Genomic DNA, 14,456 nt, shown 5'->3' on the forward strand with positions numbered 1-14,456 from the left:
TTATCCAATCGCGTGACGCCAACCGGCGGAATAGCCGCCCGTGACGTGATGTTCGAGTTGCCGTTCAATGTCGCCCAGTAAAGACGACGCACCAAAGCGAAACAGGTCCGGCTGCAACCAGCGGTCGCCGAGTTCGTCTTTGATCATGGCGAGGTACACCAAGGCATCCTTGGCCTTGCTGATGCCGCCCGCAGGTTTGTAGCCAATACGAAAGCCCGTGCGTTCGTGGTATTCGCGGATCGTGCGGATCATGGTCAGGGTCACGGGCAGCGTTGCGTTGACGCTTTCTTTGCCCGTCGACGTTTTGATGAAATCCGCACCGGCCATCATGCAGACCACGGACGCGCGGGCGACATTGCGCAGCGAACCCAGTTCGCCCGTCGCGAGGATCGCCTTTACATGGGCCTGTCCGCAGGCGGCGCGCATTTCAGTCATTTCATCGTACAAGGCTTGCCAATTGCCCTGCAAAACGTGGCGTCGAGTGATGACGATGTCGATTTCGTCTGCGCCTGCATTCACGCTTTCGCCAATTTCGGCGATGCGGAATTTGAACGGCGACAGGCCTGCTGGAAATCCAGTGGACACGGCTGCGACGGGGATGTTGGTGCCGCGCAGTGCGTCCACGGCGGTTTCGACCATGTCGTGGTACACACAGATGGCGCCGGTGGTCAGCCCCTCCATTCCGAGGGTCTTGAGCAGATCGGGGCGTACAGGTTGGCGTGCCTTGGCGCAAAGTCTGCGCACACGGCCTTCGGTATCGTCGCCCGACAGCGTCGTAAGGTCCATCAGACTAATGGCTTTGCACAGCCACGCCGCCTGATAATCCTTTTTGACAGACCGTCGCCCAGGCAGGGTCGCCGCGCGGCGTTCAATGGCAGATGTGTTCGCCTGAACGGACTTAACCCATGATAAATCCAAAGGAATCCCGTTGTTGCGCGGTTCCTGGATTGTTGGAAGATGAGTCATTGTGGGGTGGATAGTTTGCATCGCTCGCACCGTGTTGTGAGGGAAAATAGTGCCATGTGAGGCGGGCATTGGCAAGCGGCGACGCAGCGGTAGGCCGCACGTTAGGATCTCGGCTGGATTAGGTCCTGTTGGCGTGCGCGGCGATAGCGCTGCGGTGTTTCGCCATGCGCCGCAAGGAACAGTTTGTGGAAGTGTGACAGGTTGGGAAGCCCGCAATCGGTCGCGATTTCAGCAAGCGGATCTGACGTTCCGGTCAGGCGGCGGGCGGCGTAGTCCATACGTTGGGTGTTGACATAATCTGACGGCGTCACACCTAGGAACCGTCGCATTGTGCGTGCCACATGTGGGTGCGCAAGTCCTGTTGCGGCCACGAGACCAGCGGCACCGTTGCGAAAGACATCAAGGGTCTGGGCGGCGGCGCAGGCTGTGATCAACCAAGTTGGCGCATCTTGCGACATTCCCTCAGGTGGGCGATCCAGAGAGACCAAAAGCGGCATCAAAAACGCCTCAAGGTATAGTTTCCGACGCGGGCTACGTTCTAATTTTAGCGCCGAATGGTTCAACGCCGCAAGCTGGCGCATATCGCGGTGCGTGACCAATGGGCCAGTGTCTTCGCCCCAGAATGCGACGCCGCGCAGGTCACCATGGCGATTGCCAATCGACTTTATCACACCGGGGCGAATGGCAAGCGAGACCACCATTGCAGGTTCGGTGTGTTCTGACGCCCCTTTCGGGTGACGCCCTTGCAAGCCATGCAACTGACCCGGCGAAATAAACAGCAAATCGCCTTCGGTGAGGTCGCGTCGACCACCATTCAAATGCAGACGCACGGTGCCATTTTGAACCCAGATCAGTTCATAAAAATCCTGATTATGCAAAAGCGGGGGACGGCGGGTGTCAAGTTCAGCGCGGCTGAATTCAAAGGCGTCTTGCGGTCCGAATGCGTCACTGGCGGAAAGGGCAATATGATCCATGGGATCAAATTACCATGCTGTGGGGTGGATTGCACGACGGATTGCATTTGGCTTAAAAAACGGTGATTGGCGACAAATCGGGCCCGTGACAACGCCCGCGCTGCGCGATAGTCATTGTGCGAAACAACGAGGTGCAGACATGCCATTCGACCGTTCCATCAAAATTGCGCCGTCCATCTTATCGGCAGACTTCGCCAATCTTGGTGCTGAAATTCAAGCGATTGAAGCGCAAGGTGCGGATTGGATCCACGTTGACCCGATGGACGGACATTTCGTGCCGAACCTGACAATTGGGCCAAACGTTGTGGCGGCCATTCGCCCCCACGTGACGACGTTCATGGACGTGCATTTGATGATATCACCAGCTGATCCGTATATCGGTGCGTTCGCCAAAGCGGGCAGCGATATGATTACGGTTCACGCCGAGGCAGGGCCGCATTTGCATCGGTCGCTTCAATCGGTTCGCGCCGAAGGTAAGATGGCAGGTGTCGCGCTAAATATGACAACGCCGCTGGATCACGTCGTCGATATTCTGGATGACATCGATATGATTCTGATCATGACGATCAATCCCGGTTTTGGTGGGCAGAAGTTTACCCACGCGATGATTGACAAAGTGGCCCGTTGCCGCGCGATGATTGGCGATCGCCCGATTCATATTCAGGTCGATGGTGGCATTGATTCAACAACAGCACCCTTGGTTGCGAAGGCTGGTGCCAACGTATTGGTCGCGGGTTCTGCGGTGTTTCGGGGTGGGTCTGTTGCGCAGCCTGACGTTTACGGCGACAATATCCGCGCAATCCGCGATGCGGCGCAAAGTGTGCTTTAGGCGCTGCGCAAGCGAGCACCGCGCGCGGGTATCATCTAAGGGTTCATGACCTTTTTGGTCAGAAACGACGGCAGCTTTTTGGCCCCAGTCTGGGCACCCGATGCCGTCTCTGCGGCACTTGCCAGTGCATTGATCCCTGCCACGCCGCTTTCGCCCAACGGTACGGTTGCGAATGGCCCGCCAAGATACAATTGCGCACGATCCGACGGGTCGGCCGGTGGTGCGGATGCAAGCAGGCTGTCGGCCCAGTTTTCGGCGTTGTCTTTTGGCCGGAACCCTAAAAACGTCGCTTTGGCATTGTTCACAGGTGCGCGGTCATTGTTGGAAATACCAAACACAACTGTAAAGCCTGTCGTCGTCGCAGTGACCGCGCGGTCGACCAAATGGCGCAGGTCGCCGTAGCTTAGCCATGTGCGCAACGCGCGGGCGTTTTGGGGTGCTTCGGTGCAAGAGAAAATGCGCAAGTGAACAGATTCCATCCCGCGCTTGGCCCAGTACAGTTTGCCGAGGTCTTCGGCGAAACATTTCGCCAACCCGTAAAACGTGTCCGGCGCGTGGTCCGCATCGGCATCAATTCCAGCGGCGTTTTCATGCATGCCAACCGCATGGACGGACGATGCGTAGATGATACGCTGAACGCCGTGTTGATGGCCCGCTTCCCAGACGTTGTAAGACGACATGAAATTCGGGCCAAGCAGGTCTTCGAACGGGCGTTCATCGGGAATGGAGGCGAAATGCACGGCCATATTGGCACCCTCCATCAGCGGTAGGACGTCATCGAATTTTGCGCAATCGGCCTTTACGAATACCTCGTTATCCAGCAATGTTGTGGGGGCCTGCGCAATGTCGACTGACACCAATTGATCCGCCAATGCCGCAAGCGTCGCGCGGATTTCCATTCCGAGGGCCCCACAAGCCCCTGTGAGAACGATTTTCTTGTGCAGTTTGGCCATGACGACGTCCTTCATTTTTCGATCAGCACGCTCGTCCGTTGGCGGGCAAACGTCAAGGGTGGGTCAGGCCAAGATGTTGCATGCCGCGCAGATTTTTGAGTCTTGCGATGGGGTCAAATAGCTGGGTTTATGGGTGGCTAGAATGTCCATTGTGCAGATTTTGGCGCGGGCCCATGCATCCTGCGCGCCCGCCTCGGCCCATGTGCGGGGCTGTTCGCGGTCTGCCAGTGTCGGGCAATGATAATCCCGTTCTATCGCGTTGAAGATGTGATTTGACCCCAGAAAATGCCCATCGCCCAAAATAGCGGCGCGGATTGCATCAAAGCCGAGGTTTTCTTCTCTGACTTCAATGCCGTACATGCCATCGTCCAGAACGAATGCTTCAAAACTTGCTCTGAGCATCCGCGCGGTGGATTTGATGCTTGCTGTAGATACGGTTGCGCAGGCTGATTGGGTTGAACAGCATCCGGTTTTGCGCGATCCGTTTATTCCGGTGACAGCGCTGCAGATGGACGATGCTCCTGATCAGAATGCACTAAAGGCCCGCCCGTTTGTGCGTTGCGCAACGGATTTTCAGATTGGTCGCCAAATTGAAGCGCAGCTGCACCGATCAGGGATGCAACCCGTGCGGGGCTTCGAATTCTCGACCAATCAGGCGCTGTTTGCAGATGGCTGAGGCGCGATTTCCCTTTCTAAGCGTCGGATTTCAGATACTTTATTAAAACAAAATCATAGATTCTTTGATGTTCTGCCCAATTGCGCTGCTCCTTGTAATCTGGTCAGGTTTGCTGTGCATATTGCGAAGAACACGCCATGAAAACCCTGACCAGGGCCGTTGTCATCGGGGGCGGCATCGCCGGCTGTTCAACCCTGTATCACCTGACGCAAGAGGGCTGGACAGACGTGGTGCTGGTCGAACGTGATGAGTTGACCAGCGGCACGACATGGCATTCCGCAGCGCAGGTTACAAATTTTGGAATGAACCAGACGATGGTGGGGCTCAAGACCCATTCTATCAACCTTTACAAAGAACTGCGTGATGATCCCGACTACCCCGTTAGCTATAATCACGGTGATGGCGGTATCCGTTTGGCCAACACTGACGCGCAGATGGACGGCTATCGCCATTTCGCATCCATGGCGCGTGGCATGGATGTTGAATACGAAATTCTGGACGCGGCGGAATGCGCGCGCCGTCACCCACTGATTTCAACCGACAACCTGTTGGGTGGCCTGTGGGATGAGAATGACGGTGATATCGACCCTGCCAGCCTGTGTCAGGCATTGGCGCAGCGGGCCCGCAAAGCGGGGGCAGAGGTCTACCGCAACACGCCCGTCACATCCTTGACCCAACTGGCAGACGACACGTGGATCGTGCACACGAACAAGGGCAACATCGCCTGCGAGATCGTGATCAATGCCTGCGGCTACCGCGTCAACGAAGTCGGTGCGATGATGGGCGTCCACCACCCTGTCGTGTCGATGGAACATCAATACATGGTCACCGAAGACATCCCAGCGATTGCTGATGCAGGCCACCGTATGCCGCTGCTGCGTTGCCCGATTTCGGATTATTACTGCCGACAAGAAAAGAACGGCTTGCTGGTCGGGTTCTACGAACAGGATTGTAAAACATGGGGGATGGACGGGATTGATCCGCATTTCGCCAACGCGTTGTGCCCCGATGATCTGGACCGCGTGATGGACGTGTTGGAAGGCGCGTTTGAACGCATGCCCGCGCTGATGGATGTTGGCATCAAGACCATCGTTAACGGCCCGATCACCTATACAATTGACGGAGCACCCCTGGTTGGCCCGATCCCGGGAAAGCGCAATGCGTTTTGTATCATCGGATTGCGGGCCGGTCTGGGTGAGGGCGGCGGCTACGGCTGGATGCTGGCGCAACAGATCGTCCATGGTGAAGCGTGTTATGACACATGGTGCATCGATCCGCGCCGATTTAGTGGCCACACGAATGTGGAATTGACCGCGTTGAAGGCAATTGAGGATTACCAAAACGAATTCCGCTTTCATTTCCCTAACGAACATCGCCCCGCTGGTCGGAATGCCAAGACAACGCCTTTGACGCCCGTCCTGGCCGCTGAAGGTGCTGAGTTCACCACCGTGAACGGCTGGGAACGGGTTGAATTCATCAAACCAACGCCCGACTTCCACGTGACCCACGGGTTTGGCTTTGATGAGAGTTTTAATCACGTCGCCGCCGAAGTTGACGCCGTGCAAAACGCTGTCGGTCTGTGTGAAGTCAACGGGTTCAATCGCTTTGAAATCACCGGAATGGATCGCCACATATTTCTTGATCGCATGACCTGCGGGCGGTTGAACCGTCGCGAGGGGCGGATCGGTCTTTCGTATCTGCTCAACCATCACGGGATGCTGAAATCTGAGGCAACCATCGCGAATATTCCCGCGTCGGATCGCGGCGCCGATCGGGTTTGGTACGGGTCTGCGGCGGCTGCGGAATTCCATGATATGGACTGGCTCACGGCGCATATTGGGCAAGATGACGTGCAAATCCGTTCGCTCACCAACGATCAGACCATCCTTGTTGTGGCGGGTCCCAAGGCCCGCGCGGTTATACAAACGGTCAGCCGTGAAGACTGGTCCGCTAAGGCATTCCCGTGGTTATCCCTGCGCGAATGTTTCATAGGGTTTTCGCCAGCGACTGTTATGGGTGTTAGTTTTTCGGGTGAACTGGCCTATGAAATCCACGTGCCCAATGCGTCGCTTTTTGCGGCCTATTCCGCCTTGCGCGAGGCTGGAAAAATCCATGGTATGAAATTGTTTGGTGGGCTGGCAGTTGACTCAATGCGGCTCGAAAAAGGCTTCCTGCATTGGAAAGCTGATATCCTGACAGAATTTGATCCGTTTGAGACGAGTTTGGATCGCTTTGTCAGCCTCGATAAACCTGACTTTATTGGACGTGACGCATTGCTGAAACGCAAAACGCCAGCGAAGCGTCTTGTGACGTTGCAAGTGGACTATGATAAAGCGCCTGCACATGGCGGCGCATCGGTTATGTTTGGCCGCGAAGTTGTTGGCACTGTGACGTCGGGTGGATGGGGGCATCGGACCGGGATAAATCTTGCCTATGCTTTTGTCGTCCCGGAATTTTCGAATGCTGGATTTGTACTCGAGCTTGACCTCTGCGGCACCAGCGTCGCGGCGAAAGTCATCGCAACCAGCCCCTACGATCCGGACTACTCGCGGATGCGAAGTTGAGGTAGAGACGGCACAACATATCAAAGGATGCCCAAAAGATGACCAGCGTGACATTGCCCCGCAAAGACCTGTTCGAATTGCCGGACGGCATGATCTACCTCGACGGTAATTCATTGGGGCCATTGCCGAAATCTGTGAACGCGGCGCTGTCATCCATGGTCACGGACCAATGGGGCGCGCATTTGATCAAAGGCTGGAATGTCGATGATTGGATGGGCCAGCCGATGCGGGTTGGTAATATGGTGGGTAAGCTGATTGGCGCTGCCGAAAATTCAGTCACCATGGGTGATACCCTGTCTGTGAAGGTTTATCAGGCGCTGTCAGCCGCCGTGCAAATGCGCCCTGAGCGCAAGGTTATCCTGTCCGATAGTGGCAATTTCCCGTCTGATTTGTACATGGCGCAGGGGTTGATTGCGCAATTGGATCAAGGCCACGAGTTGCGGATTGTTGACCCGCTGGACGTGATGGAGGCCATAACAGACGATGTCGCCGTGGTGATGATTACACAGGTGGATTATCGATCCGGTCGGATGCACGATATGACGGCAATGACCGCCAAAGCGCACGGCGTCGGTGCGGTGATGATCTGGGATCTGGCCCATTCGGCTGGGGCGGTTCCCGTTGATCTGGCAGGCTGCAACTGTGAATTCGCTGTCGGCTGCACCTACAAATACCTGAACGGTGGGCCGGGCGCGCCTGCGTTTATTTACGTGCGACCTGACGTTGTCGAAACGATCAAACCCGCGTTGTCCGGCTGGCTTGGCCACGACGCGCCGTTTGCGTTCGAGCAAGGCTATCGACCTGCCATGGGAATTGAACGGATGCGTGTCGGAACGCCGCCTGTCTTGCAGTTGACGGCATTGGAATCCGCGCTGGCAGTTTGGGACGGCGTGGATATGGCCGACATCCGTGCGGCGTCAATCCGCCTGACCGATTTGTTCATCGCGCAGGTCGAAGATCGCTGTCCTTCGTTGACGTTGTTTTCGCCACGTGACGGTGTGGAACGCGGCAGCCAAGTGTCATTTGCGTCCGACAACGGATATGCCGTTATGCAGGCGCTGATTGCCCGCGATGTGATCGGCGATTTCCGCGCGCCAAACCTGATCCGCTTCGGGTTCACGCCGCTTTATATTGACGAGGGCGATGTCATTGCGGCCGTGGATATTCTGGCCGATGTGCTGGACAATCGGCTTTGGGACGATCCGGCATACAAAGCAAAAGGTCGCGTCACTTAACGGCGCGGCGGGACCTTACCCAGATATGTCGTGGCCGCGCGCGCGGTTACGTCGTCTTGGTCATAAACGCCCAAACTGACGCCGGTGTCGCCACCATGGTCGCGTTGATGAATGATCTCGGTATCCGAAATCGTGATGCGCTAGGACATCCGCAGGCCCCAACCGTGTAGATGACCATACATCGCCGCACGTTGGGCGGTGTATGCTGGATCGCGGCCAAGATCGCACAGTTCATCAGGGTCGTTCAAAAGATCAAACAACATAGGGGGAAAGCCATCTTCGGCATGGATCAGTTTCCAGTCGTGGGTTGCGACCATGAACAGACGTGCATCGCGCGGCGTGGTGCCAAGGGCGCTGCACACAGGATGTTTGGAATAGTCATATTCGCTGATCGCAAAGCTGCGTGGCTGGGCTGGCACACGCCCCGCAAGATAGGGCAGCAATGTGCGCCCCTCAACGATGTGTTCAGGAACCTCACCACCGGATGCGTCAATGATGGTTGCCGTGACGTCGATCGCTTCGACCAAGGCATCACAAGTGGTGCCGCGTGTGCTGTTCGCGCTTTCACGAGGGTCATAGATAATCAACGGGACCTTCACGGACGGCGCATGAAACAGGTCTTTTTCGCCCATCCAGTGATCGCCCAGATAATCACCATGATCGGACGTAAGGATGATCATCGTATCGGCCAAAGCGCCAGAGTCTTCTAGATACGCCAACAAGCGCCCCATCTGATCGTCGCATTGCTTGATCAACCCCATGTAGGCGGGCACAACGGTGTCGCGCACGTCGTCGCGGCTAAATGTTTTGCCGACGCGCCCCTGCATGAAGGCGCCGTAAATCGGGTGTGGATCGGTGCGTTCGCTGTCGCTGCGCACCACGGGTTTGATGTCATCGACGCCATACATGTCGTGATAGGGTGCGGGCACAATGTAGGGCCAGTGGGGTTTAATGTAGCTTACATGGGCGCACCAGTTGCCTGTCGCTTGTTCCATAAATTCAATCGCTTGGCCGGTCAGCCACGGCGTTTCGCTGTCCTGTTCCGCTATATTTGCAGGCTTGTCGGCATTGCGCATGAACCAGCCGCTGGCCATGTCTTCGCCGTCCGATCCAGCGTTTGCAAAGTCCGCCCAAGGGTTGTCGCCACCGTAACCCTTGGATTTGAGAAATTCATTGTACGGGCTGCGCTTGGCATCATAAAGCCCGTCCGGTCCCTGCGCCCAAAGTCCGTCATCGCGGCACCAGACATCAAATCCGCATTCCGCCTGTCGCGCGTCGATAATACTGTCTGGCGCCAGCCCCAACCGCGCCATACCGGCCGCATCCGCGTTCATGTGGGTCTTGCCGATCAGCCAGCAGCCCACGCTGATATCACGCAGATGATCGCCTAAAGTAGGTTCGCCAACGCGCAACGGATGACCGTTCCATTGCGCCCCATGGCTGCTGACATAACGCCCCGTATAGGCCGACATCCGCGCGGCACCGCAAACGGGTGATTGTGTATAGGCATTGCTAAACCGCACACCCATTGCTGCGATCCGGTCGATGTTTGGCGTCTTCAACGTCGGATGCCCAGCACAGACCAGATAGTCGAACCGCAGTTGGTCAAACATGATATAGAGAATGTTCATCGGGCAACCTTAGCCGTCAACTGCGCCCATCGATAGCTTAGAAGTTGAGGCTGACAGGCAGACCCGTTTCCAGCGATTTTGCCGCACCGTCTGCCATGACCTGTGCACGAAGCCCGTCGTCGATGCCTGAAATGGCAATGGATTTGTCACCCAGATGCGCCACGAAGGTTTGCATTTCCTGCCGGTACGCGGCCTCGTAGCGTTCAAGGAAAAAATTCATTGTCGGGGCGGTGCGGAACCCGTTTTCTGTTGCCACGTCCACGGTATTCTCCAACACGTTTGCGGCCCGCAACATGCCGCCAGATCCATGCACTTCGATGCGTTGGTCATAGCCGTAGGTGGCGCGGCGTGAATTGCTGATCTGGCAGATTTTTCCACTGGCCGTCGTGAGGGTCACTGCGGCGGTGTCCACATCGCCAGCCTCTCCGATTGCAGGATCGACCAAGGCCGACCCGACAGCAAACACGCTGATCGGGTCTTCGCCAAGCAAGAAACGCGCCATGTCAAAATCGTGGATCATCATGTCGCGAAAAATCCCACCTGAGGATTTTATATAACTGATGGGTGGCGGGGAGGGGTCGCGTGAGAGGATCGTCACAATCTCAACACTGCCAATTTCGCCTGCAACGATGCGCTTTTGCACGTTGGCAAAGTTGGGGTCAAAACGGCGGTTGAACGCGGTGAAAAACGCAACGCCCGATGATTTCACAACACCCATCAGCGTGCGGATGTTGTCGGCGGACATATCCACAGGCTTTTCGCAAAAGATTGCTTTGCCAGCCTGTGCCGCCGCTTGAATGATGTCGAAATGGGTGTCTGTTGGCGTGCCGATGACCACTGCGTCGATGTCGGCGCTGGCGATAATTTCATCCGTGCTCCGCACATTCGCGTTGCATTTTTTCGCCAGGCTTTCAGCGGCGGCGGGCATGAAGTCCGACACCGCCACGACCGTCGCGTCGTCCATGCTGCGCAGCGTTCCTGCGTGGACTTGCCCGATCCGCCCACAGCCCAATATTCCAATCCGCACCATATCAGTTGTCCTTTGCCATAAACGCCCGCAGCACTGTGCGTGTTGCGGCGCCCAACGGGTCGTGCGTGTCCTTGAGAATTTGCACACGGTCAAAACGATCCGTGTCACTGTTCACTGATGCGCGCAAGGCAGCACCGAAAGCCATACGTAATTCGGTTCCAATGTTAAATTTGCATACATTTGATCTGCGCGCCAACGCAGTGCGCTGGGCAGTTGGCACACCTGATCCACCGTGAATAACCAATGGGATATCCGTGATTGCTTCAATCGCGCGGATACGTGGTTCGTCCAGACCACCGTCCTTGTCGGTTTGCAAATGCACGTTGCCAACAGAAATTGCCATGGCATCCACACCGGTTTCAGCAGCAAATTTTGCCGCCTCAGCAGGGTCGGTGCCCGCCGAATTCTCACCACCGGAATAGCCGACAAAACCGATCTCACCCTCGCACGAAATACCCGCTGCATGTGCCATTTCAGCAATCGCAGCCGTCTCGTCGATGTTTTGCTGCAACGGCTTTCGCGACCCGTCAAACATCAGAGATGTGAAGCCAGACTCCAGCGCTTCACGGCATTCATCAAATGTATATCCGTGGTCCAGATGTGCCACGACGGGGACGGACGCGCGTTCCGCCAAGTGGCGCATCATTTTGCCCAAGATTGGCAGCGGTGTGTGTTCACGACACCCCGGACCGGCCTGCAAGATCACTGGACAATTTTCTGCCTCAGCCGCGGCGACGTAGGCGCGCATATCTTCCCAGCCGAGGGTCACGAGACCGGCGACGGCGTAGTGTCCTGACAGCGCGGGTTGCAGCACGTCTTTGAGAGTGACCAATGGCATCGGTTCGTCCTTTGTGGTTGGCCGACACCCGATAATACAAAGTCGGGGCCGTTTTATTGCCAAGATGAAGCGGGAAGCGGGGCTATTTGAACTTCGCGACCATGTCTTTGATGCCGGGAATGGTTTCGACCTGATAGGCGTGCGTTGGTTGGAAGAATTGCACCAGTGAACGCTGTGACAACCCGCCGAGAATGGTAAAATAATACATCTCATATCCCGGCATGACGGCGCAGGGGTGGTAGCCGTTGTCGATGCAGATCGTGGACCGATCCATCAACTGATAGGCATCACCTGTCTTGCCTTCTTCGCGTTGCAAAATCTGCACGCCAGACCCGTGGTCAGGGCGAAAGCGGAAATTATATGTCTCATCGTGACGGGTTTCGATGATGTTGCCCACGTCGTCGCGTCGGTCAGTGTCATGTTTGTGGGCGGGGAAACCCGACCAGCCGCCTTGACCGACGGTGAACAGTTCCGACACCAGCAAACGGCCCACTTTATCGTGTTGCTTCTGGCCGAGGATGTGTTTGATTTTGCGGTGGGTTTTTGTGTCATCGGACCCGTATTGCACTTTGTCGATGCCGCCAACACGCACATCGAACGGGTCTAGAACCTTGTCGTAGCGCGCACCTGCAATAAACGTTTCGGTGTCGTTCACGGCTACAATCGTGACTTTGGCACCGACGGGCGCATAGACGCCTTCGGGCTCTCCGTCCCAAACGTCTGTGCCGCGATTGCCCAGTGACGCAAAGTGCACGCCTTCGACGTCCACATGCACGGTGCCAGTGGCAGGAACGATGCAGGTTTCATAGCCGGGCACTTGGTATTCAAATGCCTCACCTGCCTTCAACTTGATGATGTTGAAATAGTTCAACGGCACGGTTGGATCGTCCGCATCAACGATTGGTTTGTTTTGGTTGTCGTGGGGCGCGATGTGCATGGCGTCGTCCTTAATTAGGTGTGTCCAGGATAGTCGAGTAGGAACATTTCAAGTTGATCGGTATTGGGCATTGCGGGTGCGCAACCAGCCTGCGCGACGACGATTGAGGCGCAGGCAGAGCCGCGTAGGATCGCGTCGCGCACGGGCCGCCCTTGCGCGAGCGCAGCGAGAAAGCCTGCCATAAAACTATCGCCCGCACCGGTCGGTTTAATCGCATCGACTGGGTAAATTCCGGTGGGGATTTCAGTGCCGTCGGCAAAGGTGACAGCCCCCTTCTGACCCATCTTGTAGACGACCATTTGTGCGCTGGTCGCGGCCAAGTCGCGGGCTTTATCCAAGCCTTTGTCAATGTGGCCCGCCATGAAACCAAACTCTTCGTCATTGCCGACGATCACGTCTGACAGTGCACCTGCGCGCGACAACACGTCGGCGGCAACAGCCGGAGAGGGCCACGAATAGGGGCGATAATCGACGTCAAAAATAATCGGGATACCAGCAGCCTTGGCCAGTTCAAACGCGCGGAACGCAGCCGTGCGTGACGGGTCTGCAGCAAACACAGTGCCAGCGGTGATCAGGGCCGAAAATCGACTGTAATCCACGGCTTCGACATCTGCCACTGTCATCTGAAAATCAGCGGCGTTGTTGCGATAGATCACCGATTGGTGGTCTTGGATGCGGGTTTCATACACGGCGAGGGAGGTGCGTTCTTCGCCCCGAATGGTGCGCACATAGCTGTGGCCAACGCCGTAATTATCCAGTTGGTTCAAGCAGTAACGCCCTACGGCGTCATCAGACACGCAGGTCAGCAGATCCGCAGCCAGCCCAAGTTTGACCAAGCCAGCGGCGATATTTGCGGATGATCCGCCCATTGCCACAGACATTTCAACCGCATCTTCTATGCGCCCACGCAACGTTGGTGACAGGTCCATTCCGACCCGTCCCACGACGATAAATCGCCCCGCTTTGATGCCGTCGATTGCGTTCATTTGCGACCTATCGTGTTACCGGCTTTTGCGGCGTCTAAAACCTCGGGGTAGGGGTAATTTAGGCCTAAAAGCTGACGGATATCAGGGCTGGCCGCGTCAATGAACGATTGTGGCAACGCGGCGGGCATGTCTTCCATCGGTTTCACCCATTTTGGCAGATATTGGATCAGCACAGCGTTGCGGTCGTGATCAGATTTGTTGGGCATCGCGCAGTGCCACGTCACACCGTAAAATAGCGCAACATCACCCGGCTCACCAATCATCTGGGAACAGGTGTCGAAAAACTTGTCTTCTGCGGTTGGGTAGCGCAACTCTTTTTGGCTTCCGGGCATGTAGCCTGTTGCACCGCTTTCAACGGTAAACGGATCAAGAATAACGGACACTTGTGCGTTCATTGGAAAGGACCCGTTGAACCCGATGGGGTGTGTTTCCGGCTTGTGGTAGTCCCAGTACGGGTAATCCACATGCGGTTCTTGCCCCGGACCACCAGGCAAAATCCGGTTTGCGGCGATGGACCCCATAATGAATTCGGTGCCAAGGAATTTGCGCAGGATATCCATCAAGACCGGATGCGCCGCCATTTGCGAAAATACGTCGCCTTTGGCCAACAGATTCCAAACGCGGCGCTGCAGATCAATCTTGCCGTCGTGTTCGGCAACACCTTGAAAGTGCGTGACTTTTTCTGAGGCTTGCTCAGAATGCTGCATGATAATCGCGCGCGCATCTGCAATCTGTTCGGGTGTGAACAAACCGCTGATTTTCACAGCGCCGCCCCCGTTGAGAAGTTCTTCAACGATAGCATCCGGTGTTGCGGTTTTGGCGGTGTAGCTTTTCATC

Annotated in this window: 14 protein-coding genes; 4 read left to right on the top strand and 10 right to left on the bottom strand. The window is 56.3% G+C overall.

The window, feature by feature from the left end; all coding sequences use genetic code 11:
* Together deoC and OAN307_RS03510 are read right to left on the bottom strand one after the other, a co-directional pair.
* Nucleotides 1-987, bottom strand: coding sequence for a deoxyribose-phosphate aldolase (gene deoC, locus OAN307_RS03505; protein ID WP_015498470.1), 987 nt, complete (start codon nt 985-987; stop codon nt 1-3).
* 80 nt (nt 988-1,067) lie between these two features.
* Nucleotides 1,068-1,940, bottom strand: a complete 873-nt coding sequence (locus OAN307_RS03510) for an AraC family transcriptional regulator (protein WP_015498471.1) — start codon at nt 1,938-1,940, stop codon at nt 1,068-1,070.
* 139 nt (nt 1,941-2,079) lie between these two features.
* On the opposite strand from OAN307_RS03510, the gene rpe reads away from it, so the two are divergent.
* Nucleotides 2,080-2,769 (top strand): ribulose-phosphate 3-epimerase, encoded by a 690-nt coding sequence (gene rpe / locus OAN307_RS03515; protein ID WP_044044457.1) that lies wholly within the window; start codon nt 2,080-2,082, stop codon nt 2,767-2,769.
* Between the two features lie 35 nt (nt 2,770-2,804).
* On the opposite strand, the gene OAN307_RS03520 is transcribed toward rpe, so the two are convergent.
* Nucleotides 2,805-3,722: an NAD-dependent epimerase/dehydratase family protein gene (locus tag OAN307_RS03520; protein WP_015498473.1), complete on the bottom strand. Its 918-nt coding sequence runs from the start codon at nt 3,720-3,722 to the stop codon at nt 2,805-2,807.
* Nucleotides 3,723-3,785: 63 nt separating this feature from the next.
* Nucleotides 3,786-4,124 (bottom strand): trimethylamine methyltransferase family protein, encoded by a 339-nt coding sequence (locus tag OAN307_RS03525; RefSeq protein WP_015498474.1) that lies wholly within the window; start codon nt 4,122-4,124, stop codon nt 3,786-3,788.
* 16 nt (nt 4,125-4,140) lie between these two features.
* Here OAN307_RS03525 and OAN307_RS03530 point away from each other — a divergent pair, with 16 nt between their 5' ends.
* The 3 genes from OAN307_RS03530 to kynU all read left to right on the top strand — a co-directional run bounded on the left by OAN307_RS03530 (nt 4,141) and on the right by kynU (nt 8,197).
* Nucleotides 4,141-4,398 carry a hypothetical protein gene (locus OAN307_RS03530; RefSeq protein WP_144055494.1) on the top strand — a complete coding sequence of 86 codons (258 nt, stop codon included), beginning with the start codon at nt 4,141-4,143 and terminating at the stop codon, nt 4,396-4,398.
* Between the two features lie 137 nt (nt 4,399-4,535).
* Nucleotides 4,536-6,962, top strand: a complete 2,427-nt coding sequence (locus tag OAN307_RS03535; protein ID WP_015498476.1) for a GcvT family protein — start codon at nt 4,536-4,538, stop codon at nt 6,960-6,962.
* 38 nt (nt 6,963-7,000) lie between these two features.
* Nucleotides 7,001-8,197, top strand: a complete 1,197-nt coding sequence (gene kynU / locus OAN307_RS03540) for a kynureninase (RefSeq protein ID WP_015498477.1) — start codon at nt 7,001-7,003, stop codon at nt 8,195-8,197.
* A gap of 140 nt (nt 8,198-8,337) precedes the next feature.
* Here kynU and OAN307_RS03545 read toward each other — a convergent pair whose 3' ends face one another.
* The 6 genes from OAN307_RS03545 to OAN307_RS03570 all read right to left on the bottom strand — a co-directional run bounded on the left by OAN307_RS03545 (nt 8,338) and on the right by OAN307_RS03570 (nt 14,455).
* Nucleotides 8,338-9,828, bottom strand: a complete 1,491-nt coding sequence (locus tag OAN307_RS03545; protein ID WP_015498478.1) for a sulfatase-like hydrolase/transferase — start codon at nt 9,826-9,828, stop codon at nt 8,338-8,340.
* A gap of 37 nt (nt 9,829-9,865) precedes the next feature.
* Entirely contained in the window at nt 9,866-10,858 is a 993-nt protein-coding gene (gene iolG / locus OAN307_RS03550) for an inositol 2-dehydrogenase (RefSeq protein WP_015498479.1), read from the bottom strand.
* Between the two features lies 1 nt (nt 10,859).
* Nucleotides 10,860-11,696, bottom strand: a complete 837-nt coding sequence (locus tag OAN307_RS03555; RefSeq protein WP_015498480.1) for a class II fructose-bisphosphate aldolase — start codon at nt 11,694-11,696, stop codon at nt 10,860-10,862.
* 82 nt (nt 11,697-11,778) lie between these two features.
* Entirely contained in the window at nt 11,779-12,633 is an 855-nt protein-coding gene (locus OAN307_RS03560) for a 5-deoxy-glucuronate isomerase (protein ID WP_015498481.1), read from the bottom strand.
* A gap of 14 nt (nt 12,634-12,647) precedes the next feature.
* Nucleotides 12,648-13,619, bottom strand: coding sequence for a 5-dehydro-2-deoxygluconokinase (gene iolC / locus OAN307_RS03565; protein WP_015498482.1), 972 nt, complete (start codon nt 13,617-13,619; stop codon nt 12,648-12,650).
* Nucleotides 13,616-14,455 (bottom strand): phytanoyl-CoA dioxygenase family protein, encoded by an 840-nt coding sequence (locus OAN307_RS03570; protein WP_015498483.1) that lies wholly within the window; start codon nt 14,453-14,455, stop codon nt 13,616-13,618. Before OAN307_RS03570 ends, iolC begins: the two co-directional genes overlap by 4 nt.
* Nucleotide 14,456: the final 1 nt, after the last annotated feature.

The sequence above is a fragment of the Octadecabacter antarcticus 307 genome (assembly GCF_000155675.2).
Classification (GTDB): domain Bacteria; phylum Pseudomonadota; class Alphaproteobacteria; order Rhodobacterales; family Rhodobacteraceae; genus Octadecabacter; species Octadecabacter antarcticus.